Below are 24,792 nucleotides of genomic sequence, written 5' to 3' on the forward strand. Positions count from 1 at the left end.
CGTCTCCCTCCTGACGACCGTCGTTGGACACTCATGACTCTCGTTGTTAGTCGAACCAAGCGGTAGCCGTAGGAAAACGATTTCGTTATTCAGTAGCAACCGTCCGTTCCGACGGGTATATCCCAGTTATTCGTGATATTTAGGCTGCGTGCTTCCCGAGCCGTCGGGAGGAGTGGCGCTCGTGGCTACCACGGGACGATCGGTAGTTTTACAATTGTAGTTTCAGTAGGGAAAACTGACTTGCATGACGACGACTGAAACCGTTCACGATCGGATCGGGACCGCACGCGACGAACTCACAACTGGCCAGTTGCTGGCCGTCTTCGCGTTCGTCGCGGCATTGACGTTCGCGCTGCTGTTCCTCCAGGAGCCGCTGGCTCACGACTCGATGCACAACTTCCGACACGCCGTCGGCGTCACCTGTCACTGATGCTCGTCGACTATCTCGAGCGGGGCGTGCTCGCCGGGGTAATCGCGGGACTCGCGTACGGCCTCTACATGGCGCTGGTCGCGAACCCGTTGCTCGGCTACATGGAGACGGTCGCCGAGGGTAGCGAGCACGGAGACCACGCTTCCGCCGGCGAGCACGCCCATGCCGCCGGCGAACACGCACACGAGGCGGGCGAGCACGCTCACGCGGTCAGCGAAGCGACGACCGCCGCCGTGAGCATCGGCAGCGGCGTCCTCTGGGGAATCCTTCTCGGCGGCGCCTTCGCGCTCGCCTTCTACTTCTTCGAGCCGGCGCTGCCCGGTCGCGGGCGAGTCAAGACCTACGTGCTCGCCGGAGCCGGCTTTCTCGCCGTTTCCCTCGCCCCGTGGCTGGTGCTGCCGCCGACGACGCCGGGTGCCGAACAGGCGTTCGATCCCACGTTCCGGAGCGCCCTCTACGCGGGCATGATGGCCGTCGGCGCGGTCGTCGCCGCCGGCTCGATCTACGGCTACCGGCGCGTCTCGACTCGGAGCCGGCCGATCGGAGTCGTGACGGCTGCAGTCCCGATCGTGGCGCTCGTCGCGATCACCGTGGTCGCAGCGCCGACGATCGTCGAGATCGGCGCGATGCCGGCGGAGTTGGTCGCCGCGTTCCGCGGGCTAACCGTACTGAGTCAGGCCGCTCTCTGGGCGCTCGTCGCCGGCTGCTTCGGCTGGCTCCAGACGCGAGCCGGCGTGCGACCGGCCGCGGAGCGACGCGACGACCTGCTCACGAGCCCATGAAGGATCGAACCGAAGAACACCGCGACCGTCTCGACGCGCACGTTTTCGTCTGTACCAACGACCGCGACGGCGAGTACGCGAGCTGTGGCGCGGTCGGTGCCGAGGAGACGGTCGCGGCGGTCAAAGACTGGCTGCGGGAACGCGACGCCTTCTGGACCGCGGTCTCCGTCAGCGAAACCTCGTGTCTCGGGTTGTGCAGCGAGGGCGGAACCGCGATTTCGATCCAGCCGCGAAACACGTGGTACTCGGACGTGACACCCGAGACCGTTCCCGAACTGCTCGAGTCCGAGTTCGGCCCGGACGCGGATCGGGTTCGCGACGAGGGGTGACGGTGGCCCGGTCGGTCCCGACCTCGAGCGCTTCGGGACGTTTACCTGTCGCCCGCCCCCATGTTCCGGCAATGACGCTGTACTCGCGGGTTCGCCCCCTCGCGTTCAAGCTGCCGGCCGAGACGGCCCACGACCTGGGCAAACGGACGCTCCAGGCGGCGCAGTCGACGTGGCCGACGCGAACGGCATTATCCTACGCCTACGGATACGACGATCCGGCCCTCGAAGTCGACCTGTTCGACACGACGTTTCCAAACCCGGTCGGCGTCGCCGCCGGCTTCGATAAGAACGCAGCGGTCACCCACGCGCTCGCGGCGCTTGGCTTCGGCTTCGTCGAGATCGGCACCGTCACGCCGTATCCGCAGGCGGGCAACGACCGCCCCCGGCTCTTCCGGCTGCGCGAGGACGAGGCGATGATCAACCGAATGGGATTCAACGGTCAGGGAATGGAACGCGTCAAAGCCCGGCTTGAGGCCGACGGCACGCCGGACATCCCGCTCGGGGTCAACGTCGGGAAGATGAACTCCTCGAGCGAACGGGAGGCGATCGAGGACTACCGGCGTGTTTTCGATCGGCTCTCGCCGTTCGCCGACTACGTCGTCGTGAACGTCTCCTGTCCGAACACGCCCGACGAGTTCGACGAGGGGTCGCCCGAGCATCTACGGACGATCTTCGAGACGCTCGAGGCCGAAAACGATCGAAACGTGCCGCTCCTGGTCAAGATCGGCCCCGACGAGCCCGAGGAATCCGTGTTCGACCTCGTGGACATCGTCCAGGAATTCGATCTCGACGGCATCGTCGCGACCAACACCTCGACGAGCCGTGAGGGGCTTACGTCCCCCCGACGGGAGGAGTGGGGCGGGCTCAGCGGGCAGCCACTCGCGGACCGTTCGACGGCCGTCATCCGCTCGCTCGCGGACTATACCGACGGCGACCTGCCGATCATCGGCGTCGGCGGCGTCGATTCGGCCGAAAGCGCCTACGAAAAGATCCGGGCCGGTGCCTCCCTGGTTCAGTTGTATACCGCGTTCGTCTACCAGGGGCCGTCGACCGCGACGCGGATCAACCGGGGGCTGGCGGCGCTGCTCGAGCGTGATGGCTTCTCGTCGGTCGAGGACGCGGTCGGCGCGGACCTCGAGTGAGCGGCCCCACTGTCGAATCCTGCTTCGCGTAACTCTTGTATCCGCGACGTGTGTTCAATCGAAGTGAAACTCCTCGACGCGACGGACCGCGTAGGCTGCCGAGAGGAGACCGACGATCGCTGCGAGCGTACACGACGCGATGGTTCCAATGATGCGGACGACGGCCTGTGACGGGCCGATTGCCGACGCGATCGCGCCGGCGACGGTCGAGCTGTGGGCGGCGAGCGTCGGCATCGCGACGAGGAAGACGACCAGCGAGTAGACGACAAACGCCAGCGTACTCGGGACGATCGCTTCGGTGCTCCGGGAGACGCTGACTTCCTCGAAGCGGGGGAATATCGCGCCGATCCCGGTGGCGATCGGACCGGCGAAGACGGTGAGTGCGAGCGCACTCACGGCAAGCGTGACGACTGACTCCACCGAGTGGGGGCTCGCTACCCCGAATCCGATGACCGTCACGAGAGTCACCGGCCCCACGAGGAGCACACCGGCCACGACGTGTCCGACGACGAGCGCTCTGCCGGGGGCCCTGCTCAGGAGCGTCGCCGGGAGGGCGGCCCCTTCGTTCCCGACGACGTTGAGTGCGAACAGCGCGCCGGCGACCCAGGGACCGAAGCAAACGATCCAGATCGGGAGACCCCGGCCGATCGTTCCCGTCTGGACGGCGTTCATAACCGGGTTGATCAACAAAAAGAGAGGGTAGAACGCGAACGTCAGCGTGATCGGGGCTCGCCGCGCTCGCTTCCAATCCGCCGTCGCGACACCCAGTACCGGCTGTGGAAGGAGTCCCGAAAGTCGGCTCGCCGTGGACGACGATCCGGGCTCCGCTTCGTGCTCGATGTGAACGCCGTCGGCGTACCAGATCCCGGCCGCGAGTCGCGGCATCCCGGCGGCGTTCGCGAGCAGGAACGCGCCGCTCGCGAGCAGCGCCCCGACGCTGCGACCGATCGACGCCGTCGACACCGAGCCGACGAGCGCAAGGTCGCCGTACCAGCCGATCGGCGTCGGCTCGAGGAGCTGAGACAGCGGCTCGAGCACGGACGCGAACGACTGCGTGAAGATGACGCCGAAGTAGACGATCACGAACAGCCCGAACAGGACCGACCGGAGTTGCGTCAGCAGTGTCGATCGAACGCCGGCGTTTCTGATGGCAAGCGAGACGAGGAAGCCAGTCGTGAGCGCCGTCGCCAGCGTCGTACAAACAGTGAGAAAGAGGGGGAGTACCGACAGCACCGATCCGGTTCCCGCAGCGAACAGGAGTGACCCGCCCACGGCGATCAGGATGGCAGGAGCTCCCCAGACGACGCATTCTGCCAGCAGCAGGCCGGCAAGCAGCTCCCGGTGGGAGACGGTCGTCAGATAACCGTCGAGGCGGTCCGGGCGGAGTGCCGTCGCGTACGCCCGATAACCGCCGAAGCCGGCGACGAACAGCCACGCGTAGACGAACCCGAGCCGGGTCAGCGACAGCGGCGTTTCGATCTCTCCGGACGCGACGCCCGAACCGAAGAGGTAGATCCCGAACAGCCCACCGAGTCCCAGCGGAACCAAGAACAGGGCCGAGATACCGATCGCAATCAACTGGGCCGTGTTTCCGGACAGAACCCGCCAGCGGCGGCTGAGTTCGAGGCGACCGATCGTAACGACGTGTTCTCGCGTGCCCATCGTCACTGTACCGCCGCGCCGTGGTCAGTCGTGACCGCGAGGAACACGTCCTCGAGCGTCGAGTCCGACTCGCTTTCGACCTGCCGAGTCAGGGCCTCGGGAGCTCCCTCGGCGACGATTCGGCCGTCCGAGAGCACACCGACGGTATCGGCGAGCTCCTCGACGACGGGGAGGATGTGCGTCGAGAGGAAGACGGTGTGACCCTCGGCTGCCATCTCCGCGATGGCGTCCATGACCGTTCGGGCGGCCCGCGGGTCGAGTCCGCTCGTCGGCTCGTCGAGGAAGAGCACGTCGGGTTCGTGCAATAGCGCCTGAACGAGCCCGATCTTCTGGCGCATCCCCTTGGAGTACTCTTCGATCCGTTTCCCGGCATCGCCGGCCAGATCGAAGCGCTCGAGCCACGCGTCGATCCGCTGCTCCGCCGCCGAAGCGGGGATATCGCGAAGCCGTGCGAAGTACTCGAGTTGTTCGTACCCGGTCAGTTCGTCGAACACGGGCGGATCCTCGGGCAGGTACCCGATCGCGTCGCGGACCCCGTCGCGGTCGGTCACGGGGATGCCTACGATCCTCGCGTCACCTGCGGACGGCCGAGTGAGGGTCGTCAGCATTCGCATCGTGGTCGTCTTTCCCGCTCCGTTCGGGCCGAGAAAGCCGTAGACGGTCCCCCGCTCGACGGCGAGGTCGACGCTCTCGACGGCGAGCGTGTTGCCGAATCGTTTCCGTAAATCGGTCGCCTCGATCGCTAACTGGGTGGCGGACATCTGGTTGCCTCTGTCGTTTTATGGAACTAGTTACTCGTCGAATCGAACCGGTCCGCGTGTCGTCGACGGCGCTCCGATCAGCCCGTCTCCGGATCGTCGATCGCGTCGTCGAGTCCGTGGTGTTCCGCGGGGCCGACGACCTCGTCGATCCGTTCCTCGCCGCGCAGTTCTCGCGTGGGCGGCTCCTCTCGTTGGGATTCGACGACGGGCTCCGCCTCGCCGCCGGTGACCGAAAGAAACACCGACCGGAGCTGTTCGGTCTTGTCCGTTCCATTCGTTTCGTCGTTCTCGTCGGCTTCGGTTCGTTCGTTACTCATGGCTGCCGTACCCTACTGGGACCGGAGGGTTGGCGTGTGAATATAAACCGGCTGCCACTTTCACGACCTGAAAACGCGCGTGGACGACGATTCCTGAACGGACCGATACCTCGAGCCTTGCCGCACGGATTCCGTGGGCGGATAGCCGTCCACGGCCGATAAGCAGCGCCGAGACGCCCGTTCAGTCGATGTCGACGCGCGTTCCGTATCCGGACTCGCCGACGACCGCCCCATCCTCGGCCACGATGTCACCGCGGACGACCGTCGCGATCGCTTTGCCGGTAAACGTCTCACCCTCGAACGGCGTCACGCAGTTCTTCGAGTGCAGTTCCGTTCGGTCCGCGAGCGTCCACTCCCGGTCGGGGTCGACGATCGTGAAATCGGCGTCGGTCCCGACCTGGAGCGATCCCTTCTGTGGGTACATTCCCCAGACCTGGGCCGGCCGCGTCGAGTGGCGGCGCACCCACTCCTCGAGCGTGAGTCGGCCCTGATCGACGAAGGTGAGCATGGCCGGGACCTCGGTCTCGAGGCCGACGAACCCCGAGATCGCGTCCCAGGTGTTGCCGAAGGGGTCGTCGACTTTCTTCTCCGCTGGGGTGTGGGGCGCGTGATCGGTCGCGATACAGTCGATCGTGTCCTGATCGATGCCGACATCCCAGAGTGTCGCGCGCTCCTCGGCGTCCCGGATCGGCGGCTGAACGCGTGCGACGTTGCCCTTCTCACGCATGACATCCTCGGTGAACCAGAGGTAGTGGGGGGTCGTCTCGGCGGTGACGTCGACACCCCGGTCCTTGCCGCGGGCGACGGCCTCGGCGGCCGAACCGGAGGAGACGTGGAACATGTGTATTTTCGCGTCCGTCTCCTCGGCAAAGGTGATCATTCGCTCGACGGCCTCTCGCTCGGCGATCACGGGCCGCGAGTGGGAGTGATCGATCGGTTCGTTTCGCCCCTCGGCCGTGAACCGCTTCGTGTAGTGATCGATGATCTCGCCGTTCTCCTCGTGAAAGCCCAGCCGTTTGCCCGTCTTCCCGATTCGCTCCATCGCCTCGAGGATCTCGCCGTCGTTCGGCGGCGGCACGTCGCCGACCGTCGACCCGAGGAAGATCTTGAACCCGAGCGCGCCGGTCTCGTCGATCGCGGGGATCAGATCGAGGTTCTCAGAGGTGACGACGGCGTAGCTCTGGAAGTCGACGTGAGCCGACGCCTCGCCGCGCTCGAATTTGAGTTCGAGATGTTCGGGCCGGTCGATCACCGGGTCCGTGTTCGGCATCCCGACGACGGTCGTCACGCCGCCGGCCGCCGCCGCGCGCGTCGCGGACTCCCAGTCTTCCTTGTACTCGAGGCCGGGTTCGCGGTTGTGGATGTGACAGTCGACGATGCCGGGGACCAGCACGTTCCCTTCGGCGTCGAGGACGCGGTCGGCCTCGGGAAGTCGGTCGCTCCGACCGACGGCGACGATGGTGTCGTCCTCGACGGCGACGCCCGCGTCGGGCGTCCGCCCCGCGGGTGTGACGACGGTACAGTTGCGTACGACGAGATCCACGGTCATTACCGTGGGGTTGCCGAGGACCGCGCATATAGCTTCCCCAAACGGACCGTCGCCGCGGTGTCCCTCGCAGCCGGAACGTGTTCGGCGTGGACCCCCGTCCGGTTTGCGAGTGTCGGACGTGAGACCGCTCCGAGTCCCTCAGTCGGTCGGTTCGGAGGGCAATTGTTCCCGATAGGCGGCTCTGACCGACGCCGGGGCGCGATAGTCGCGCCGTTCCGCGATGGCCGTCGCGACGATCAAAAACGCGAGTAACACGGCGGCTATCGACTTCGAATCGGTCGGATCGACCCGGTCCCACGTGCGGTGGAGCCAGAAGATATCCGTCAGTACGGACGTGCGATGGAGTTCGGAAAGTCGCTCCGCGGCTATCGGACTGATCCAGTGGACGTCAGGGAGCATCGCCCACCCTCCCCCCAGTAGAATCACCGTTCGCGGATACCGGTCGGTCGGAACGAGATACGTGACGACCAGCGTCGTCATCGCCGCCCCGAACGCGAAATGGCCGATGGCGATCGACATCTACCGGAGCTGTCGGCCGTCGGACGTATACGTTTTCCCGATCGGCGCCGACATCAGGGCCGTAAGCGATCCCTTCCCCTCGAGCGAGCACGGGCACGACGGCGGTACGAGTGCGATACTAAACAGCGAGGGTCTGGTCGTGGGCGGAAATGGACTCGAACGCGATACGCGACAGCACGATCCTCGTGACCGGCGGTGCGGGTTTCATCGGGAGTCACCTCGTCGAGGCCCTGGCCCCCCACAACGAGGTCAGAGTACTCGACGACTTCACGACCGGCGACCGCGCCTACCTGCCCGACGACGTAACGGTCGTCGACGGCGACGTTCGTGACCCGATCGCCCTACAGAAGGCGGCCCGCGGCGTCGACGTGATCTTCCACCACGCCGCGCTCGTCAGCGTCACCCAAAGCGTCGACGACCCTCGCCGGAGCAACCAGACGAACCTCGAGGCGAGCCTGCTGGTCCTCGAGCAGGCCCGCCAGGAGGACGCGCGGGTCGTCGTCGCCTCGAGCGCGGCCGTGTACGGCCACCCCGAAACGCTGCCGGTGCCGGAGACGGCATCGACGACGCCGACGTCACCGTACGGCGTCCAGAAGCTCGCTGCCGACCAGTACGCTCGCCTCTACGAGGGGCTGTACGGGCTCGAGACCGTCGCGCTGCGGTATTTCAACGTTTACGGGCCGCGCCAGCGCGGACCCTACAGCGGGGTGATCTCGACGTTCCTCGAGCAGGCGCGGGCGGACGAGCCGATCACGGTCGAGGGCGACGGCCGGCAGAGTCGCGATTTCGTCCACGTCAGCGACGTGGTCCGAGCGAACCTGCGGGCGGCCACGACCGACGCGGTCGGTGAGGCGTACAACATCGGGACGGGGCAGCGAACGACGATTCTGGACCTCGCCGAGACGATTCGGACGGCCACGGGCTCCGATTCGACGATCGTCCACCGCGAGCCCCGCTCCGGCGATATCAGACACAGCGGCGCGGACACGTCGAAAGCGACCCGCCAACTCGGGTTCGACGCCACGGTCGGCATCGAATCGGGCATCCGGTCGCTGGTCGGCGACGATCGGTCCAACGCGGCGACCGACACCGCCCTCGAACCGAACCGAGGCGGCGGATCGTATCGCTGACACGGGCGATCGGTACGCTCGTGGACGGCGGTCGCGCTCGAGCGGGCCGCAGTACTCACGCGTCCCATCCGTGGCCGACGGGCGACGCGCAAACGCCGACGCAAGCGCCACCGGACCGATGAATCGCTCGGTCGTGTCCGATCGGGAGAGAGTCTCGCCAACGTTTTTTTACCGGCTAAATCCGGAGCGAATCCGCGCTAACCGTTCCAAACGTCCGGTTGCGTTTATTCAGTCCGTCGAGCAAAGGCTGCCTATACCATGCCCGGCGAGTGTTCCAGCAGTCCGTTCTCGCATCGCGACGGCGTTCCGCCGCCACACGGCTGCCCGTTTCGGATCGGCCGCGGCAGCCGACACGTCGGTTGCGTTGAACTCACAGGTGTCGTGAGATACCGGAAACACGCTAACAGAATATGTATTATAAAAAACAATTTGTGGGCCGATCACGACGGTACAGGACATGAATCACGTGACTAGAGACCGTTCACAGCCATGAGCAGCCGACGACGGGGTTCCACGCTCCGCGACGCATACGGGTCGTCGAGCAGTGGTGCAGTCGCGTCCACGATCACCGCGAGTTCGTGGTTCGGAGTCCTTCCGGGAGTGGGCCGGCCGCTCCAACTGGATGGGGGTGCTCATCTCGCGGCCATGGCCGGCATGGTCGCGCTCGCAGTGCTCGGTGGAATACTCGTCGCGCGCAACCGATACGAGGAACCGGCCTCGGCGGCAGCTGATTCGGAGCCGAGCCGTGAGGAGTTCGTAACCGACCGAGAGCGGGTACAGCAACTCCTGCGGGAGAACGGGGGACGGATGAAACAGTCGAAGATCGTCGATTCGGTCGACTGGTCGAAAGCCAAGGTCAGTCGCCTGCTCGCCGATCTCGAGGACGACGGCCGGATTACGAAACTGCGACTCGGGCGGGAGAACCTGGTCTGTCTCCCGGGCCACGAACCGACGGCGTCGAAGTCACCCGAACAGGTGAACGACGACTAGCGTCGGCACCGGTCCGGACCATCCTGAGGGCGAGATCGAACGACGGCGGTCCGGTATCCGTCGGGCGGCGGGAGGGGAAACGAGGGGGCGGTCGTTCCTATCAGCAATCGTTGGTTTCCGTTCGCGAGGATGCCACTGGTGGGCCGTAGTATTCGATTTCGGAGCGTAATGGTTCTGCTGGTTTATCCGCCGAAGGAACGACGGGATGGATGCCTTCACGGCAACTATGAACGCACGCAATCAGTTACTCGTCGTACTTACCGCGCTGATGGTCGTCAGCTCTGGCGGGGCGATGGTGGCAGCCGCAACGGGCGGTGACACCGTCGAACAGGGCGACAACGTCAGCGAGGACGAGTACGAGGGGACAGACATCGAATCGGCGGACGAATCAGTAGCCGAGAGCCAGAATCAGTCGGACACGGCGACCGGACTGCAGGACAACGCGTCCGACGACGGCGAACTCGAGCCGGATACCGAATCCGACAATCAGGCGGCGTACGTGACGTTTAACGACCAGACGATCGAGAACGACACGGTCGTCGTCGAGAACGCCACGCTCGCGAGCGGCGGCTTCGTGGCGATCCACGACAGCAGCCTCCTCGTCGGCAACGTCGTCGATAGCGTGATCGGCGTCTCGACGTACCTCGAGGCAGGCACGCACGAGAACATCGAAATCACGCTCGACGAGCCGCTCGAGGAAGACGAGACGCTGATCGCGATGCCGCATCGCGACACGAACGACAACGAGACGTACGATTTCGTCGAGACCGAAGGACAGGCCGACGGGCCATACCTCACGGCCGACAACGAACCGGTGACCGACGATGCGGAGATCACCGTCGATGGCGTGGAGGACGAAGCGCCCGTCGACGAGGAGCCGGTTGACAACGAGACCGACGACGAACCGGTTGACAACGAGACCGACGACGAACCGGTTGACAACGAGACCGACGACGAACCGGTCGACAACGAGACCGACGATGAGCCGATCATAGAAGAGCCGGTCGACGAGGAACCGGTCGACAACGAGACCGACGACGAACCGGTCGTAGAAGAGCCAGTTGAGGAAGAACCCGTCGAGGAAGAGCCGGTCGAGGACGAGCCGATGGACCAGCTGCCCGTCGATGCCGATGACCGTCCAGTCTTCGTCACGGTCGAGAACCTCACGCTCGAGGACCTAAACGCCGAGAACACGTCCGTGTACGTTCTCGTCGTGGGTGACGATCTCGATACCGACGACCTGCCGGACGAGATCGATAACATCACCGAGGAGCCGATCGTCGACGATACCGACGACGAACTGCCCGATAACGAGACTGACGAGGACACCGACGACGAAATCGACGACGACGAGATCGATGACGACGACGCTGACGACGGATTGTTCGATAACGAGACTGACGAAGACACCGACGACGAAACTGACGGGGATATAGACGAGGACACCGACGGCGAAATCGACGACGACGAGACCGATGACGACGACGCTGACGACGGATTGTTCGATAACGAGACTGACGAGGACACCGACGACGAAATCGACGACGCTGACGACGAAGTGACAGCCGAGTCCTTCGAAGTGAGTGATCTCGAGGCCCCCGAGAGCGCCACGGTCGGTGAGAACATCACGGTGACGGCGACCGTCGAGAACCCGAGCGACGAGGAACGCACCGAGTCCGTCCAGTTCCGACTCGAGGGTGACCTGGTCGCCGAGCAGAACGTGACCCTCGACAGCGGCGAGAGTGACGATGTCGAGTTCGAGGTCGAGACGAGCGCGCTGCAGGCGGGTTCGTACATCCACATGATCCTCGCCGATCAGTCCGGTGAGGTCGCGATACTCGAACTGACCGAAGAAACCGACACTGACGAGGACGACGTCGACGGTATCGATGACGAAACCGATGCCGACGAAACCGACGACGAACTCAACGAGACGGACGAGACCGATGCGGACGATCTCGACGACACGGACGGGATCGATGACGACAACGAGACGAACGACACCGACGACGGCTTGACGGCCTAACCGAGGAGACTCCAACGGACAGCGCGTCTTTTCGCGCCGTCGCGGACGCTACGGCGGCGGTGTGCGTCGACCGAACGGCGACCGGGAGTCGATTTCTTCGCCGCTCGTGTTGCTCCTCGAGCGCCGCGACAGTTCTCACGGCACCGGTACCACAAGTGGTCGGAGCGGTTCGAGCCGTCGGTCACGAAACGCAAAGCACAGCCGCGACCGCGCTCAGCCGAGCAGTCGATAGAGGCTGCTCGCGGCGACGGAGAGGAAGACGAGCACGCTCGAGAACACGGGATCGACGCTCGAGACGACGGGCAGGTCGAGTCCGGCCAACGCGATGACGGCGAGACCGAGCACGCAGAGTCCGAGGTGGACCCGTAAGACCCGCGAGTGATCGGCCGTGTGACCGTCGACGTACTGTAGGACCGCCTCGAAGTGACGGCCGGACCGAATCGTCTTCGCGTCGGAATCGTACTCGATGACGGCGTCCTCCTCGAGTTGAGGGAGATGCGTCTGTTGGAGGGAGACGTAGACGCTCTTGTAGAGGTTGTTCGGGACTGGCGTCGTGTCGGATTCGGTGGCAGCGATCTCGGTTGCGACATCGGAGACGTCGATCTGTCCGCCCTCCTCTGCGAGCAGTTGTACGATCGCACGTCGTCTGTCGTTGCCGAGGATGTGAAACACGTCGCTCTCCTCGAGCGGATCAGTTCTGTCCGTTTGGACTGACATCGATCAGGGAGAAGGGACGGAAGTGTTCGAAGGGCAGTCTACCACCTGTGACCATGTCTCCCCAGTTCACTCACCACTAACTTTAACTTTTGCAGGTTACGTCGGCGGTCGGTTCGCGCCGCGAACACGAGTAACGCGGCCGTCCGCGTAGGGAGCGGATACAGTCAGCGACGGCAACCGCTCGAGAGCGGTGCCGGTCCCGCGACCGGGGACGGTCATCGCTGGAACGGGAGAGGAGCGTGGGGACTCGCGACCAGCGGCCCTGGTACTGGGGCGGTGAGATGAATGAAAAGGCGGTTGTCAATCGGTATCGAAACGGCGGACCCAAACCGGCCGATGGCGGTGGTCAGTCACCCGGGAGATGCCCGCCGGACTGCATCTCCCGATACGTCGTACAGGACGGACAGCCGTGGACGATGTCGCCGTTGTCACCGAAGACGCGAGCGAACTGCTGTGTGACGTGCGTCCCGCAGTTTCGACAGCGGGCACCGGCTGTCGACGATTCCATGGGCTTCCAGTCGTGTTGTGTGGAGTTCATGGGTTGTGGGGGTGTGTACTCGGACGGGTCGCGCTCGACCGCGCTGCCGGTCGGGACCGATCCGTGCCGCCCGTGGTCCCGGCGGCCGCGCTGCCGCCGATCCGTCGTGATACCCGTCCGGGCATCATCGGATCAAGGGGAGCAAACGCGAATAAAGGACACAGACCGTTCACCCCGAGCGCAGGCTTGAGAACCGAGAAAGCACCTCATTATGTCCGGTAGGCGGGCTCAGACCGCTCGAAACACACGTTCGCGAAATCGATCGACAAGTCGTATCAATCCCAGTTCAGCCGTGTTGGGCGGCAGTCGGCTCTCAAACGGGGGATTGACCCGTCGGGGTACGGGTCGAAAGCCGCAGTTTCCGGGTCGAAATACGATCTTACGTCGTGTAGCCGAATGGCGGCAGGGGATAAGGTACATCGTTATAAAATACCACTATCGCTTACCGATTTTCGTGCCGGAATGTAATGGTGGAATCCCCGACGGTGGTGGCCCAACGGCCGCCCGTCTCGTATCGTCACCTCTCGCGCAGAGCGAACGGACCCTGCCCGTCCTGGACGGGTGACCACGACTATGTCAACGCAAGCGAGCAACACGCGATCGGAGTCGACCGCCGACCACGCGGCCCAGCTCGACGTCCTCGGGGACGACTGTGCCCGAACGATCCTCATGGCGACGAGCGAAGGCCCGAAGACGGCGAAAGAACTGACCAAACGAACGGATAGCTCCTCGGCGACCGTCTACCGACGAATCAACAATCTCCTCGAGAGCGACCTCATTGCGGAGTGCGTCCGGTTCGACGACGACGGCTCACATACGACCGCCTACGAGGCGACCGTCGATGTCCTCCGCGTCCGGATCGACGCCGACGGGATCGATGTTGCGGTGTCGGACGCCGACGAGTAATCCGCGACGGATCGTGGGAACGTCGGTCGACCCGTACACGTACGCCGGTCGATCGCGCCACAGCGCCGCTCGGGTGCGGCGGCGATCCGACGGACGACACGGCGCGACCGGTCGTCGAACGAGTACTTTCGCTCGAGTAAGCCCGCTTAAATCCGAGCGGTGACGCCTGTATGATACGGATAACAAATATCTACTCAGTAGAACGGTCAGTGTGATTGAGCAATGCACGATCTGACCGGCTTCCAGCGTGATCTGTTGTACGTGATCGCAGGTGCTGACCGACCGTCGGGCCAGACCGTTAAAGACGAAGTCGAGAAGTACTACAGTTCGGAGATCAATCACGGGCGGCTGTATCCGAACCTGGACACGCTCGTCAACAAGGAGTTGGTCGAGAAGGGACAACTCGACAGACGAACGAACTACTACGCGATCACCGAATCCGGCCGACAGCGGATTCAGGAGCGCCGAGAGTGGGAATCACAGTACGTCGACTTCTAGGTGCTCGAGTGCGATCGAAGCGGTCCAGCGCCGGCCCGACGGAGCGCCCTGCTCGTCGTTCGACCCCGATCCGAGCAGCAGCCGATTGCTCTCGGTAGCGCGGCCATAACAAAGAACCGGAAAGTGGTTCGATCCGACGAGAATGTCACGCGTATTGTCCGTGCGGAGATCGAACGCCGACCAGCGGCCGGTGGATCGCCGATGAGCCACGAAACGAGTCCCTGGACTCGGTTCGACGTCGTTCGTCGCTATCCCGTCGACCTCGCGGCCGTCTCGATCGGTGCGGTCGTCGCGTATCTGCTCGTGACGGCGGTGGCGATCGAGAGTTTCCTCCGGCTGTTCGTAACCGGTCCGCTCGCCCTGTTTCTCCCGGGCTATGCGCTCGTCTCGGTCCTCTTTCCGGCCGACAAGCGGGAGGCGCACGAGGCGGCGGCAGCCGAGCGCCGGCCACGTGGGATCGACGGGACCGAACGCGTGGGGCTGGCGTTCGTCCTCTCGCTTGCGGTCGTGCCCCTGGTCGTCTTGCTACTGCCGCTCCTCGGACTCGGACTGACGACGACGTCGATCGCCGCAGCTCTCGGGTTCGGAACGGTCGCCGTCGCACAGCTCGGCGTCGTCCGGCGGCTTCGGGTGCCGGACGACGATCGGTTTACCGTGTCACCGCTCTCGAGCCTCGGTACGCTCGGCGGCGAGGGGACGACCACGGCGGCGTCGTCGATACTGCTCGTGCTGGCGATCGGGACGGCGGTCAGCGCGTTGCTCGTCGCGTTCCTGCTGCCCGTGGCGGCGGGCGGCTTCACCGAACTCGCGCTCTACAGCGAGGACGAGGACGGCGAAGTCGTCGCCGGCGTGCTCCCCGACGAGATCGAGCCCGGCGAGTCGATTCCGCTGACGATCGCCATCGAGAACCAGGAGGGAGCCGAGCGGGACTACACGGCCGTCGTTCAGGAACAGACCCTCGAGGACGGGACGGTCGTCGACCGGACGGAGCTACGCCGGATCGACGCGACCGTCTCGGACGGGGCGACGGGGTCCGGGGAGCGGACGATAACGCCGACGGCAGCGGCGGGCGAAACGGTTCGAATCAGTGTCTTGCTCTACGAGGGCGATCCGCCAGCGACGCCGACGAACGGGAACGCCGCCGAGGAGACTCACTTCTGGGTAACGGTGACCGGGGAGTGAACCGCGTTTCGGGACTGACAGCCGTGGCGGAGCCGCGATCGTCCCACCGGAACCGGCTCCCGACTCGAGGGAGTGATGATCCGGTCGCCGGATCCCGGCTCGAGGGCGGGAACAGCGGCTCGACGGGAAAAGGGTCGCGACGGGCGGCGACGGCGGTATCGTCCCGGCGACGAGAGGGCGACGGCTACCGCGTGGAGAGCGGACACTGACGATGGTTAGCGGCTCGGACGCCCGATCGGAAGATCGAGTCCCGGGCGACGCGAGACGTACTGCGCTGCCGAAAGCCCGAGGACGACGACACAGACTGCCAGTGCGACGACCGGTGCGACGGCCGTCGTCAGCGGGCCGATCGCGAGCGCGGAGAGCGCGAACGCGACGAGGCCGACCGTCGCGACGGCTGCGTAGAGCCGGTGCCACGGCCGCCGGTCCTCGAGATGCCGGTCGAGGTAGGGTTCGAAACGGTCCTCGCTCGGCAGGAGTTCGATCTCGTGGCCGTCCGGGTCCCAGTCGACGATGCCGTGATCCTCGAGCATCGGCAGGTGGGTCTGGTACAGCGAGATGTAGACCCGCCGGCGCTGCGTGCGGGTCACGTCGTCGGGGTCGGCGTCGTTCTCCCAGGCAGCCACCTGCTCGACGAGCGGTGCGAGATCGCAGGTTCCGCCCTGTCGTTTCAGGTACTGGACCGTTCGGCGTCTGCGCGCATTGCTGAACACGTCGAACAGTTTCGCTTGCGTGAGTTCGCTGTCAGCCATGTGTGCCCTCCTCGTATCGGATCGGCTCCCGGTCCCGTCTGACGGGTGGAGTCGGATTCCTCACAGCACACGATGCCAGACTGTCCCACTTTACTATCGCTCTGCTACCCGCCCGAAATGGAATTGTACCAGTTAGCGGCCGTGACTGACGCTTTACTCGACGGTTCGCGGATCGACGCCGATTCGAGCGGCCGGTCGCGGCCCCACGGAGCCGAGGTCCGGCGACCGTCGGTTGGCCGTCTCGTCGACACTGTAGTTCGGGGCTACGAGGCCTGCAGGCCGGGGATAACAAAGCCTCGTTACCGGCTGTTTGAGCACGATTGCCCACGCGGGTATCGATTCACTATGACAGGCATACACGACCGACCACGATCTCGAGTAGCGGGCCGAACGGACGCGGTGCTGCGCCACCGTCGCGTTCGCTCGAGCGACGACCGGGGCGACCCCCGTTCGGACGGAGGGGAGCGGCGATGAGCGAGGCAGTACGCGACGTCGTCCGTGGGGACGGCTGTACGATCGACGACGGAGCGACGGTCGGCTACGGCGAGTTCGACGAGCCGACCCGGATCGGCGACGGGGCGACGGTCAGGACTGGCTCGATCGTCTACGGCGACGTGACGATCGGCGACGAGTTCGCGACGGGCCACGACGTCCTGATTCGCGAAGGGACGACGATCGGCGACGACGTGCTCGTCGGGACCAAGACGGTCATCGACGGACGGACGACGATCGGCTCACACGTCAGCCTGCAGACGAACGTCTACGTTCCGACCGAGACGACGATCGGCGACAACGTCTTCGTCGGCCCGGGAGCCGTGCTGACCAACGACGAGTACCCCGTCCGGACCGACGACGGGCTCGAGGGACCGACGATCGAGGACGGCGCATCGATCGGCGCGAACGCGACGGTATTGCCGGGCGTGACGATCGGCGAGAACGCATTCGTCGCGGCCGGGGCCGTCGTCACGGCGGACGTGCCGGCAGCGAGCCTGGCCGTCGGGACGCCGGCGAGCGTTCGGGAACTACCGGAGCCGCTCGAGGGGACCAATCAGCTCGCATGACCGACACCGACCCCACTCCCGAGGGCGACGCGAGCGTCGAGGCGGCCACCAGCGCCGGCGCGGGGGCCGAAGCGGTCGACGCCGAGCCCGAACTCGACCGCGACGGCACGTCGACGCCGGTTCCGATCGCCGAGCCCGAACTCAGCGACGACGCTATCGAGCGCGTCGCGTCGATCCTCGAAGCGGGACGACTCGCCGACGGCCCCGAAGTCAGGGCCTTCGAGGAGGAATTCGCGAGCTACTGCGGGACGGCCGACGCGGTCGCGACCGCCAACGGAACGACCGCCCTCCACGCGGCGCTCGAGGCGATCGGGCTCGAAGCGGGCGACGCGGTGATCACCTCGCCGTTTTCCTTCGTGGCGAGCGCGAACGCGATTCGACTGGCGGGGGGGACGCCCGTGTTCGCCGATATCGATCCCGAAACGTACACCCTGGACCCGACCGACGTGGAACGCGTCCTCGGCGAGCGGAACGATATCGTCGGGCTCCTTCCCGTGCATCTCTACGGGCTCCCCGCCGACATGCCGGCGCTGTGCGAGCTGGCCGATGCACACGACCTGTTCGTCGTCGAGGATGCCTGTCAGGCCCACGGGGCGAAGATCGACGGCCGGCGCGTCGGCGAGTTCGGCGACGCCGCGTGTTTCTCGTTTTACCCGACGAAGAACATGACCACCGGCGAGGGTGGAATGATCGTCACCGACCGCGACGACATCGCCGCACGGGCGGCGAGTTACGTCAACCACGGTCGGGAAACGGACGGAACCGGCGGCTACGAACACGTCGCCCTCGGCCACAACTACCGGCTGACGAGCGTAGCGGCGGCGATCGGTCGCACCCAACTCGAGCGCCTCCCGGCGTGTAACCGCGCCAGGCGCGAACACGCGGCTTACTACGACGACCGGCTCGCCGACCTCCCCCTCGAGACGCCGACGGAACCGGCGAACGCCCGGCACGTCTACCACCAATATACGGTTCGCACCGACGAGCGGGACGCCCTCGAGTCGACCCTCAGCGAGCGGGAGGTCCAGACCGGCGTCTACTACGAGACGCCGATCCACCGCCAGCCGGCCTACGAAACGGTCAGCACGGCCGCCGCGTCGTTACCGCAGGCGGAACGGGCCGCCGCCGATGTCCTGTCCCTGCCCGTTCATCCCGGGCTGACCGAGCGCGACCGACGGACCGTCGTCGAAGCAGTACGCGATCACTTCACCACCCAATGAGTACGGACCACCGAGCGAACGCGACGAGGGAGGAACCGATCCGGGCCGGCGTCGTCGGCGTCGGCTCCATGGGCGAAAACCACGCGCGCGTCTACGGCGAACTCGCCGGCGTCGAACTCGTCGGCGTCACCGACCGCGACGACGAAGTCGCCGCGGGAATCGCAACGCGGTACGGGACCGACGCGCTCGCGCTCGAGACGCTGTGTGACCGTTGTGACGTCGTGACGGTCGCCGTCCCGACACCCGCTCATTACGAGACGGTTTCGACCTGTCTCGAGGCGGGCGTCCACGTGTTGGTCGAGAAGCCGATCGCGGAGACCGTCGAGCAGGGCCACGCACTGGCCGAGCAGGCCCGCGAGGCGGGGTTGGTCCTCCAGGTCGGCCACATCGAACGGTTCAACCCGGCGGTACAGACGGTCGCGGAACTGATCGACGATCTGGACGTGATCAGCGTCGAGGCCGAACGCCTCGGGCCACCGATCGATCGGACGGCCCCGGGCAACGTGGTCTTCGACCTGATGGTCCACGACGTCGATATCGTCGGCTCGCTGCTCGACGACAAACCACACTCGCTGGCGGCGATGGGGACCGACAACGGACAGTACGCCACCGCGACTATCGAGTACGACGACGTCATCGCGACGGTGACGGCGAGCCGTCTCACGCAGAAGAAGGTCCGAACGCTCACCGTCACCGCCCGCGAGTGTCTCGTCGAGGTCGACTACCTCGAGCAGTCGGTGTTGATCCACCGCGATTCCTACCCCGAGTACGTCGCGGACGACGGCCAGCCCCGCTACCGCCACGAGAGCGTCGTCGAGCGACCCCGCATCGACAGCGGCGAACCGCTTCGCAACGAACTCGAGTCGTTCGTCGAAGCCGTTCGCACCGGGTCGACGCCGGCGGTGACCGCCGAAGACGGGATCGCGGCCCTCGAGACGGTCAAGCTGATCGACCGGCTCGCGACGGGACCGTCGGAAGGGACGGACGACGCCCCGCCGAAAGAACGTGAGGTGGAAGTCTGATGGCGGAGCGTTCGGTCGACGGTGAGACGACGCGCCGAGCCGGGAGTCTCGGCGGGCGGACGACCGGCGGGCTCTACGACTCGAGTCACCCGCCGGAGCGACAGCGCGACCGGGTGACCAGCGGCGAGGTGCCGGTCGCCGTCTACGGGCTCGGCAAGATGGGGCTCCCGCTCGCGGCGGTGTACGCCGAGACGACGGGCAACGTGACCGGTGTCGATGTCGACCCCGCGGTCGTCGAAACGATCGCCGACGGCGGGAGCCACGTCGTCGGCGAACCCGGTCTCGACGACCTCGTCGCCGCCCAGGTCGACGCCGGCCGGCTCGAGGCGACGACCGACGGCGAGGCGGCGGCCGCCGCGGCGCGGATTCACGTCGTCATCGTCCCGACGCTGCTGGACGACGAGAACGAACCGGATCTGACGACCGTCGAGTCCGTCGCCGACGATATCGCCGCCGGACTCGCCCCCGGGGACCTGGTGATCGCCGAGTCGACGCTGCCGCCGGGGACCTGCCGCGACGTCCTCCGGCCCCACCTCGCGAGCGAGAGCGGGCTCGCGCCCGACGACTTCGGACTCGCGTTCTGTCCGGAACGCACGTCCTCGGGAACGGCGCTGCGGGACATCCGCGGCCAATACCCCAAGGTCGTCGGCGGCGTCGACGCGGAGAGTACGCGCGCCGCGGCGATCGTCTACGACGAACTCTCGGACAACGATGTCCACCCGGTTTCGGACGCGACGACGGCGGAAGCGGTCAAAGTGTTCGAAGGACTCTACCGCGACGTAAACGTCGGCCTGGCGAACGAACTCGGCCGGCTCGCGGACGAACTCGGGATCTCCGTTCGCGAGGCGATCGACACGGCGAACGACTTGCCCATGTGTCAGTTACACGACCCCGGGCCGGGCGTCGGCGGCCACTGCATCCCGTACTATCCGCACTTCCTGCTCGGCCGAACCGACGAGCCGCTGGCCGTGACTGGGACTGCTCGCCGCGTCAACGACGAGATGCCGTCGGTCGTCGTCGACCGCCTCGAGCGGGAACTCGAGCGGGCCGGGACCGCCCTCGCGGACGCGTCGGTCGTCGTCCTCGGGCTCACGTACCGCCCCGGTGTCGAGGAGACCCGCGCCTCGCCCGCGCTGGAGTTCATCGACGTCCTCAGCGAACGCGGTGCGGACGTCGCCGGCGTCGACCCGCTCGTCGATCCGGCCGACTACGGCGCGCGACCGGTCGCGATCGACGGGCTGGCCACGGAGTCGTTCGACGCCGCCGTGATCGTCACGCCCCACGCGGCGTTCGATCGGATCGACTGGGCCGCGCTCGAGCCGATGGCGGTCGTCGACGGCCGGGACGCGGTCGATCTCTCGGAGACGGCCCATCGGGAGTACGACCTGGCTGGCTCGAGCGACGGACGGCCGCCGAGGGGAGCGCGCGGCGACTCGGGGAGCCACCGCGGAGCGTCGAGGGCGACGCCGGGCGGAGAGAACGATGTATAAGGGGCACCGGATCGGCGTCGTCGTCACGGCCTACGACGAGGCGTCGTTCGTCGGCCGCGTCATCGAGACGGTGCCCGACTTCGTCGACCGGATCTACGCCGTCGACGACCGATCGCCAGACGACAGTTGGGCGGTCATCAGGCGGGTCGCCGAGCGGGTCAACGAGGAAGCCGAGGGCGAACCACTGCCGGACCTCGCGGTGGCCGACGGCGGCGACGACCGGCGCGTCGTCCCGATCCGTCACGGGGAGAACCGCGGGTACGGCGCGGCGGTCAAGACGGGCTACCGCCGCGCCGCCGAGGACGGGATGGACGTCGTCGCCGTGATGAACGGCGACGGGCAGATGGACCCCGCCATTCTCGATCGGATCGTCGACCCAGTCGTCACCGGCGAGGTCGAGTACGCCAAGGGCAACCGGCTGCTCCGTCCCGAGGATCGCGACGGCATGTCGACGTTTCGCTTCGTCGGCAACGCCATGCTCACCGGCCTCTCGAAGTTCGCCTCGGGCTACTGGTCGATCGGCGACCCCCAGAACGGCTACACCGCCATCTCGCGGACGGCGATCGAGGACCTCGATCTCGAGGCGATCACCGACCAGTACGGCTTCCTCAATCACCTGTTGACCCACCTCAACGTGGCCGGCTTCCGCGTCGCGGACGTCCCCATGTCGGCCGTCTACGGCGACGAGGAGAGCAGCATCGAGTACGTGTCGTTCGTGCGGTTCGTCTCCCTCCTCTTACTCCGGAGCTTCTGCTGGCGGCTCGCGAACCGGTACGTGATCCGGTCGTTCAATCCGGCCGTCGTCTACTACGGTGCCGGCACGATCGGCCTGGCGGGCGGCCTGACGGGGCTCGTCGGCTCGGCCGTTCAGGCGGCTCGAGGCGAGGACGGCGTTACGGGGGCGATCGTCGCGACTATCGCCGCGCTACTCGGACTCCTCGCGCTCGGTACCGCCATCCGACTCGACGCCGAGGCGAACGCGGACCTCGAGCGCCCGTGTCCCGAGCGGGCGATGGCGAACCGGGAGCGGGAGCGAGACGGGCGAACGCCGGCACGGGACGGCTCGAGGTAACCGCGCCGGACGACGCGACTTTCGACGGGGCACGCGAGCGCGCTCGTGGTCGGCTCGATCGAGGCGAGACCCGCGGGCCGACCACGAAACCGGCCGGCAGCTACTCGATCGAATACGTCACGATGTCCTCGCCCTCACAGGCGGGACAGCGGGTCGTTCCGGCCGAGACGTTCGTTCCGCAGTCGCGGCACTCGTGGACGACCGTGACCGACGGGGCGTCGTCGCCGTTCTCGCGGGGGGTTTCAGGGGAGTCAGTCGCGGACCCCGTCCCGGAGAACAGGTGATCGAGGAGTGTGGAGAGACTCATAGAACAGGGGGCTTATCGGCTCTTTTCCGGATATGAATAAAAGTGTTTTGTGTGCTGGAGTAGGACACGATCGTTCGTGAAGGATAGGGGCAGGGGAGCCGAGAGATCTCACATCGACCGCGAACGAGGCTGCAGAACGCGCTTGGTCGACCGGTCGAGTCGATTCAGTTCCCCGCGGGACTGCGCCACGTCGACGAGCAACTCGGTGAGGTTGACGAGGTCGGCCGCGTACTCGCGTCGCCGCGCTCGCCAGCGGTCGTTCGCACCGTCGTCAGCGAGGATCTCCAGGGAGCGGTTCCGGACCGCGTCGTACTCGTCGAACTGTTCGGCCAGGCCAGCGCGCTCGAGTTCCCGGAACTCGCCGTACTCGTGGTCGTCGGTCCCGCGGTAGCGGAAGGCGGGCGTTCCGAGCAGGGCGGCTTCGTTGACCATCGTTCCGGTGTCGGAGACCAGCAGCGAGGCCTCGGCCATGGCGTCGTGGATCAACGCGGGGTGGAGGTCGTAGGACCGTGCGGGGAGGTCTCGGAGGGCCATCTCGTCGCCCTCGTCGGAGACGAAGACGGTCGCCGCCTCGCTCAGTCGCTCGATCAGGTCCCGTCGCTGCTCGGGACGGAACCCCTCGAGATCGGCGTCGTGGAGCGCGTCGAGAGCGTTGAACCGGACGATGACGTACGGTTCGTCCGGGTCGACGTCGAGATATTCGCGAACGTCGTCGTTCGCCTCGAAAACGTCGGGGTGGAGATACGCACACTCCTTGAAGCCGTCGAAGGTATAGTGGACGTCGCCGAGATCGCGCCGCGTCACGGCCGGGGAGATGATACAGTCGGCGAACGGTCGTGACACGGTGTGGTTGAAGTCGCCGGGTTCGTCGTCGAGAACGAGGACGACCGGCGTCCGCGAGACAGTGCCGGCGAAGGCGGCGTAGGGGCCTCGACCGAAGACGACGTCGGGATCGAACCGGACCGCCTCGGTTCCGATCGTCAGGAACTGGCCACCCAGTTCGCGGGCGAACCCTACCCGTGAGTAGCCCTCGGTTTCGTGGTCGCCGTACACTCGATAGGGCATGTCGAAATAGTCGAGTAGATCGGTCGTACAGGCGTACTCCCGAGTAAGCACGAGCACGTCGTGTCCCGCCCGCTCGAGGCGGTCGACGGCGTGTCGGTACAGGTGCACGTGTGCGGGCGTATTGGCCAAGACGAGGATCCGCATCGACGCCGACTACCGGGCCTCGACCCTTTGTAATAGCATCGCTACGGGGGGAGTCGGTCCGAAGTCACCGAATACGGACGGCTCGTCTAGTTGTACGTGAAGAAAACTCGCGTGCCTGTACGGATAACAAAGCGGCCCCGCTGCGTCGAGCCGGCCACCGAGATGCACGTCCTCACGCTCACCACGAACGCCGACGCTCCCTTCATGACTCAGCAGTTGGCGGCGCTCGAGGAGCGGGGCGTTTCCGGGACCACGATATCGGTGGCCGGCGAGGTCGACGCCGACACCGATCGGTCGCCGACGGATTACGTGCGGACCGTACCGCGGGTCATCCGAGCAGCCCGAAACGGCTACGATCTGATCCACGCCCACTACGGGCTGACGGCACCGATGGCGCTCGCACAGCTCCGGCAGCCGGTCGTCCTCTCGCTGTGGGGATCGGACGTGCACGGTCCGGCCGCCCCCGTCAGCCGGCTCTCCGCGCCGTTCTGTGACGCGGTCGTCGTCATGTCCGAAGGGATGCGCACCGCACTGGGCCGCGAGTGTACGGTGATCCCCGACGGGGTCGACCTCGAGAAGTTCCGGCCGGAACCACAGGACCGAGCGAAAAAACGGGTCGGCTGGGACGACAACGCGGACGCTTATGAAGTATTGTTTCCGTACTCGCCCGCACGCGGGGTGAAAAATTATCCTCGCGCAGAGCGCGTCGTGACCGTCGTCGACAACCTCCTCGAGCGACCGGTGCGACTCCGAACTGTCTACGGCGTCGACCACGACGCCGTTTCGGACTACATGAACGCCGCCGACGCGCTCCTGTTGACCTCCGACAGCGAGGGGTCGCCGAACTCGGTCAAGGAGGCCCTAGCCTGCAACCTTCCCGTGGTCGCCCTCGACGTGGGCGACGTTCGGGAACGACTGGCCGGCGTCGCCCCCTCGCACGTCGCCACAAGCGACGAGGAACTGATTCGCGGGTTGCTCGACGTCCTCGAGCGCGGGGAGCGATCGAACGGCCGCGAGGCCGCCCGCGAGGTGAGCATCGACCGGACCGCGGACCGACTGCTCGCGGTCTACGAGCGGGTCGCCGGCACGACGAGCGAGCCCGAGGCCGGCGGCGAGACGCGGCACGCGGAGGGAGCCGCGGGCCGACTCGAGTGAGTGGTCGAACGGGATCGCGTGGTCCG

Annotated in this window: 26 protein-coding genes; 16 read left to right on the top strand and 10 right to left on the bottom strand. The window is 66.2% G+C overall.

Annotation, left to right across the window (positions count from 1 at the left end; genetic code table 11):
* The first annotated feature begins 244 nt into the window (after window positions 1-244).
* The 4 genes from ALTAJ2_RS07360 to ALTAJ2_RS07375 all read left to right on the top strand — a co-directional run bounded on the left by ALTAJ2_RS07360 (window position 245) and on the right by ALTAJ2_RS07375 (window position 2,683).
* Window positions 245-430 (top strand): CbtB domain-containing protein, encoded by a 186-nt coding sequence (locus tag ALTAJ2_RS07360; RefSeq protein WP_007109259.1) that lies wholly within the window; start codon window positions 245-247, stop codon window positions 428-430.
* Window positions 430-1,212, top strand: a complete 783-nt coding sequence (locus ALTAJ2_RS07365) for a CbtA family protein (RefSeq protein WP_007109258.1) — start codon at window positions 430-432, stop codon at window positions 1,210-1,212. The genes ALTAJ2_RS07360 and ALTAJ2_RS07365 overlap by 1 nt, the downstream gene beginning before the upstream one ends.
* Window positions 1,209-1,541, top strand: a complete 333-nt coding sequence (locus ALTAJ2_RS07370) for a (2Fe-2S) ferredoxin domain-containing protein (RefSeq protein ID WP_007109257.1) — start codon at window positions 1,209-1,211, stop codon at window positions 1,539-1,541. Before ALTAJ2_RS07365 ends, ALTAJ2_RS07370 begins: the two co-directional genes overlap by 4 nt.
* Before the next feature lie 71 nt (window positions 1,542-1,612).
* Window positions 1,613-2,683 carry a quinone-dependent dihydroorotate dehydrogenase gene (locus tag ALTAJ2_RS07375; RefSeq protein ID WP_007109256.1) on the top strand — a complete coding sequence of 357 codons (1,071 nt, stop codon included), beginning with the start codon at window positions 1,613-1,615 and terminating at the stop codon, window positions 2,681-2,683.
* Window positions 2,684-2,737: 54 nt separating this feature from the next.
* Here the strand turns inward: ALTAJ2_RS07375 and ALTAJ2_RS07380 are convergent, their stop codons facing one another.
* The 5 genes from ALTAJ2_RS07380 to ALTAJ2_RS07400 form a co-directional block, all read right to left on the bottom strand.
* Window positions 2,738-4,345, bottom strand: coding sequence for a hypothetical protein (locus tag ALTAJ2_RS07380; protein ID WP_050031443.1), 1,608 nt, complete (start codon window positions 4,343-4,345; stop codon window positions 2,738-2,740).
* Window positions 4,346-4,347: 2 nt separating this feature from the next.
* The gene (locus ALTAJ2_RS07385; protein WP_007109255.1) at window positions 4,348-5,106 is read right to left on the bottom strand and encodes an ABC transporter ATP-binding protein; all 759 of its coding nucleotides are present in this window, start codon (window positions 5,104-5,106) and stop codon (window positions 4,348-4,350) included.
* A gap of 77 nt (window positions 5,107-5,183) precedes the next feature.
* Entirely contained in the window at window positions 5,184-5,423 is a 240-nt protein-coding gene (locus ALTAJ2_RS07390; RefSeq protein WP_007109254.1) for a hypothetical protein, read from the bottom strand.
* A 181-nt stretch (window positions 5,424-5,604) separates the two neighbouring features.
* Window positions 5,605-6,972 carry an allantoinase AllB gene (allB, locus tag ALTAJ2_RS07395; RefSeq protein ID WP_007109253.1) on the bottom strand — a complete coding sequence of 456 codons (1,368 nt, stop codon included), beginning with the start codon at window positions 6,970-6,972 and terminating at the stop codon, window positions 5,605-5,607.
* Window positions 6,973-7,110: 138 nt separating this feature from the next.
* Window positions 7,111-7,491, bottom strand: a complete 381-nt coding sequence (locus ALTAJ2_RS07400; RefSeq protein WP_007109252.1) for a hypothetical protein — start codon at window positions 7,489-7,491, stop codon at window positions 7,111-7,113.
* 149 nt (window positions 7,492-7,640) lie between these two features.
* Between ALTAJ2_RS07400 and ALTAJ2_RS07405 the strand changes: the two genes are divergently transcribed.
* The 3 genes from ALTAJ2_RS07405 (at window position 7,641) to ALTAJ2_RS07415 (ending at window position 11,637) form a co-directional block, all read left to right on the top strand.
* Entirely contained in the window at window positions 7,641-8,621 is a 981-nt protein-coding gene (locus ALTAJ2_RS07405; RefSeq protein ID WP_007109251.1) for an NAD-dependent epimerase/dehydratase family protein, read from the top strand.
* Between the two features lie 489 nt (window positions 8,622-9,110).
* Window positions 9,111-9,611: a helix-turn-helix transcriptional regulator gene (locus tag ALTAJ2_RS07410; protein ID WP_049900309.1), complete on the top strand. Its 501-nt coding sequence runs from the start codon at window positions 9,111-9,113 to the stop codon at window positions 9,609-9,611.
* A 226-nt stretch (window positions 9,612-9,837) separates the two neighbouring features.
* Window positions 9,838-11,637 carry a DUF7282 domain-containing protein gene (locus ALTAJ2_RS07415; RefSeq protein WP_049900306.1) on the top strand — a complete coding sequence of 600 codons (1,800 nt, stop codon included), beginning with the start codon at window positions 9,838-9,840 and terminating at the stop codon, window positions 11,635-11,637.
* Between the two features lie 213 nt (window positions 11,638-11,850).
* Here the strand turns inward: ALTAJ2_RS07415 and ALTAJ2_RS07420 are convergent, their stop codons facing one another.
* On the bottom strand, window positions 11,851-12,354 hold the full coding sequence (locus ALTAJ2_RS07420) for a DUF7344 domain-containing protein (protein WP_007109248.1): 504 nt from the start codon (window positions 12,352-12,354) through the stop codon (window positions 11,851-11,853).
* Between the two features lie 346 nt (window positions 12,355-12,700).
* Complete coding sequence (locus tag ALTAJ2_RS19640; RefSeq protein WP_007109247.1) at window positions 12,701-12,862, bottom strand: DUF7563 family protein; 162 nt, start codon at window positions 12,860-12,862, stop codon at window positions 12,701-12,703.
* 603 nt (window positions 12,863-13,465) lie between these two features.
* Between ALTAJ2_RS19640 and ALTAJ2_RS07425 the strand changes: the two genes are divergently transcribed.
* From ALTAJ2_RS07425 to ALTAJ2_RS07440, 3 genes are all read left to right on the top strand, one after another.
* Entirely contained in the window at window positions 13,466-13,798 is a 333-nt protein-coding gene (locus ALTAJ2_RS07425; protein ID WP_007109246.1) for a winged helix-turn-helix domain-containing protein, read from the top strand.
* Between the two features lie 222 nt (window positions 13,799-14,020).
* On the top strand, window positions 14,021-14,296 hold the full coding sequence (locus ALTAJ2_RS07430; RefSeq protein ID WP_006184458.1) for a PadR family transcriptional regulator: 276 nt from the start codon (window positions 14,021-14,023) through the stop codon (window positions 14,294-14,296).
* Complete coding sequence (locus tag ALTAJ2_RS07440) at window positions 14,297-15,478, top strand: DUF1616 domain-containing protein (protein WP_007109245.1); 1,182 nt, start codon at window positions 14,297-14,299, stop codon at window positions 15,476-15,478.
* A gap of 215 nt (window positions 15,479-15,693) precedes the next feature.
* On the opposite strand, the gene ALTAJ2_RS07450 is transcribed toward ALTAJ2_RS07440, so the two are convergent.
* On the bottom strand, window positions 15,694-16,230 hold the full coding sequence (locus tag ALTAJ2_RS07450) for a DUF7344 domain-containing protein (RefSeq protein ID WP_007109244.1): 537 nt from the start codon (window positions 16,228-16,230) through the stop codon (window positions 15,694-15,696).
* 470 nt (window positions 16,231-16,700) lie between these two features.
* Here ALTAJ2_RS07450 and ALTAJ2_RS07455 point away from each other — a divergent pair, with 470 nt between their 5' ends.
* The 5 genes from ALTAJ2_RS07455 to ALTAJ2_RS07475 are packed head-to-tail and all read left to right on the top strand — an operon-like array spanning window position 16,701 to window position 22,095.
* On the top strand, window positions 16,701-17,291 hold the full coding sequence (locus ALTAJ2_RS07455; RefSeq protein WP_007109243.1) for an acyltransferase: 591 nt from the start codon (window positions 16,701-16,703) through the stop codon (window positions 17,289-17,291).
* Window positions 17,288-18,511 (top strand): DegT/DnrJ/EryC1/StrS family aminotransferase, encoded by a 1,224-nt coding sequence (locus ALTAJ2_RS07460; RefSeq protein WP_007109242.1) that lies wholly within the window; start codon window positions 17,288-17,290, stop codon window positions 18,509-18,511. The genes ALTAJ2_RS07455 and ALTAJ2_RS07460 overlap by 4 nt, the downstream gene beginning before the upstream one ends.
* Complete coding sequence (locus tag ALTAJ2_RS07465) at window positions 18,508-19,533, top strand: Gfo/Idh/MocA family protein (protein ID WP_007109241.1); 1,026 nt, start codon at window positions 18,508-18,510, stop codon at window positions 19,531-19,533. The genes ALTAJ2_RS07460 and ALTAJ2_RS07465 overlap by 4 nt, the downstream gene beginning before the upstream one ends.
* The gene (locus tag ALTAJ2_RS07470; protein ID WP_007109240.1) at window positions 19,533-21,023 is read left to right on the top strand and encodes a nucleotide sugar dehydrogenase; all 1,491 of its coding nucleotides are present in this window, start codon (window positions 19,533-19,535) and stop codon (window positions 21,021-21,023) included. Before ALTAJ2_RS07465 ends, ALTAJ2_RS07470 begins: the two co-directional genes overlap by 1 nt.
* A complete protein-coding gene (locus tag ALTAJ2_RS07475; protein WP_007109239.1) occupies window positions 21,016-22,095 on the top strand; it encodes a glycosyltransferase family 2 protein in 1,080 nt (359 codons plus the stop codon). Before ALTAJ2_RS07470 ends, ALTAJ2_RS07475 begins: the two co-directional genes overlap by 8 nt.
* Window positions 22,096-22,195: 100 nt before the next feature.
* Here ALTAJ2_RS07475 and ALTAJ2_RS07480 read toward each other — a convergent pair whose 3' ends face one another.
* Together ALTAJ2_RS07480 and ALTAJ2_RS07485 are read right to left on the bottom strand one after the other, a co-directional pair.
* On the bottom strand, window positions 22,196-22,402 hold the full coding sequence (locus ALTAJ2_RS07480; RefSeq protein WP_007109238.1) for a hypothetical protein: 207 nt from the start codon (window positions 22,400-22,402) through the stop codon (window positions 22,196-22,198).
* 108 nt (window positions 22,403-22,510) lie between these two features.
* Window positions 22,511-23,611 carry a DUF354 domain-containing protein gene (locus ALTAJ2_RS07485; RefSeq protein ID WP_007109237.1) on the bottom strand — a complete coding sequence of 367 codons (1,101 nt, stop codon included), beginning with the start codon at window positions 23,609-23,611 and terminating at the stop codon, window positions 22,511-22,513.
* A 162-nt stretch (window positions 23,612-23,773) separates the two neighbouring features.
* On the opposite strand from ALTAJ2_RS07485, the gene ALTAJ2_RS07490 reads away from it, so the two are divergent.
* A complete protein-coding gene (locus ALTAJ2_RS07490) occupies window positions 23,774-24,766 on the top strand; it encodes a glycosyltransferase (RefSeq protein ID WP_007109236.1) in 993 nt (330 codons plus the stop codon).
* The last annotated feature ends 26 nt before the right edge of the window (window positions 24,767-24,792 follow it).

Origin of the sequence: Natrinema altunense (genome assembly GCF_000731985.1) — an archaeon.
Classification (GTDB): Archaea; Halobacteriota; Halobacteria; order Halobacteriales; family Natrialbaceae; genus Natrinema; species Natrinema altunense.

What these genes read in the sequence shown, in the direction of transcription:
- ALTAJ2_RS07430 (WP_006184458.1), top strand. Translation starts at nt 14,021, where the DNA reads ATGCACGATCTGACCGGCTTCCAGCGTGATCTGTTGTACGTGATCGCA.
- ALTAJ2_RS07390 (WP_007109254.1), bottom strand. Translation starts at nt 5,423, where the DNA reads ATGAGTAACGAACGAACCGAAGCCGACGAGAACGACGAAACGAATGGA.
- ALTAJ2_RS07370 (WP_007109257.1), top strand. Translation starts at nt 1,209, where the DNA reads ATGAAGGATCGAACCGAAGAACACCGCGACCGTCTCGACGCGCACGTT.
- ALTAJ2_RS07450 (WP_007109244.1), bottom strand. Translation starts at nt 16,230, where the DNA reads ATGGCTGACAGCGAACTCACGCAAGCGAAACTGTTCGACGTGTTCAGC.
- ALTAJ2_RS07460 (WP_007109242.1), top strand. Translation starts at nt 17,288, where the DNA reads ATGACCGACACCGACCCCACTCCCGAGGGCGACGCGAGCGTCGAGGCG.
- allB (WP_007109253.1), bottom strand. Translation starts at nt 6,972, where the DNA reads ATGACCGTGGATCTCGTCGTACGCAACTGTACCGTCGTCACACCCGCG.
- ALTAJ2_RS07410 (WP_049900309.1), top strand. Translation starts at nt 9,111, where the DNA reads ATGAGCAGCCGACGACGGGGTTCCACGCTCCGCGACGCATACGGGTCG.
- ALTAJ2_RS07425 (WP_007109246.1), top strand. Translation starts at nt 13,466, where the DNA reads ATGTCAACGCAAGCGAGCAACACGCGATCGGAGTCGACCGCCGACCAC.
- ALTAJ2_RS07455 (WP_007109243.1), top strand. Translation starts at nt 16,701, where the DNA reads ATGAGCGAGGCAGTACGCGACGTCGTCCGTGGGGACGGCTGTACGATC.
- ALTAJ2_RS07415 (WP_049900306.1), top strand. Translation starts at nt 9,838, where the DNA reads ATGAACGCACGCAATCAGTTACTCGTCGTACTTACCGCGCTGATGGTC.
- ALTAJ2_RS07420 (WP_007109248.1), bottom strand. Translation starts at nt 12,354, where the DNA reads ATGTCAGTCCAAACGGACAGAACTGATCCGCTCGAGGAGAGCGACGTG.
- ALTAJ2_RS07385 (WP_007109255.1), bottom strand. Translation starts at nt 5,106, where the DNA reads ATGTCCGCCACCCAGTTAGCGATCGAGGCGACCGATTTACGGAAACGA.
- ALTAJ2_RS07465 (WP_007109241.1), top strand. Translation starts at nt 18,508, where the DNA reads ATGAGTACGGACCACCGAGCGAACGCGACGAGGGAGGAACCGATCCGG.
- ALTAJ2_RS07485 (WP_007109237.1), bottom strand. Translation starts at nt 23,611, where the DNA reads ATGCGGATCCTCGTCTTGGCCAATACGCCCGCACACGTGCACCTGTAC.
- ALTAJ2_RS19640 (WP_007109247.1), bottom strand. Translation starts at nt 12,862, where the DNA reads ATGGAATCGTCGACAGCCGGTGCCCGCTGTCGAAACTGCGGGACGCAC.
- ALTAJ2_RS07470 (WP_007109240.1), top strand. Translation starts at nt 19,533, where the DNA reads ATGGCGGAGCGTTCGGTCGACGGTGAGACGACGCGCCGAGCCGGGAGT.
- ALTAJ2_RS07380 (WP_050031443.1), bottom strand. Translation starts at nt 4,345, where the DNA reads ATGGGCACGCGAGAACACGTCGTTACGATCGGTCGCCTCGAACTCAGC.
- ALTAJ2_RS07375 (WP_007109256.1), top strand. Translation starts at nt 1,613, where the DNA reads ATGACGCTGTACTCGCGGGTTCGCCCCCTCGCGTTCAAGCTGCCGGCC.
- ALTAJ2_RS07480 (WP_007109238.1), bottom strand. Translation starts at nt 22,402, where the DNA reads ATGAGTCTCTCCACACTCCTCGATCACCTGTTCTCCGGGACGGGGTCC.
- ALTAJ2_RS07405 (WP_007109251.1), top strand. Translation starts at nt 7,641, where the DNA reads ATGGACTCGAACGCGATACGCGACAGCACGATCCTCGTGACCGGCGGT.
- ALTAJ2_RS07400 (WP_007109252.1), bottom strand. Translation starts at nt 7,491, where the DNA reads ATGTCGATCGCCATCGGCCATTTCGCGTTCGGGGCGGCGATGACGACG.
- ALTAJ2_RS07360 (WP_007109259.1), top strand. Translation starts at nt 245, where the DNA reads ATGACGACGACTGAAACCGTTCACGATCGGATCGGGACCGCACGCGAC.
- ALTAJ2_RS07475 (WP_007109239.1), top strand. Translation starts at nt 21,016, where the DNA reads ATGTATAAGGGGCACCGGATCGGCGTCGTCGTCACGGCCTACGACGAG.
- ALTAJ2_RS07490 (WP_007109236.1), top strand. Translation starts at nt 23,774, where the DNA reads ATGCACGTCCTCACGCTCACCACGAACGCCGACGCTCCCTTCATGACT.
- ALTAJ2_RS07365 (WP_007109258.1), top strand. Translation starts at nt 430, where the DNA reads ATGCTCGTCGACTATCTCGAGCGGGGCGTGCTCGCCGGGGTAATCGCG.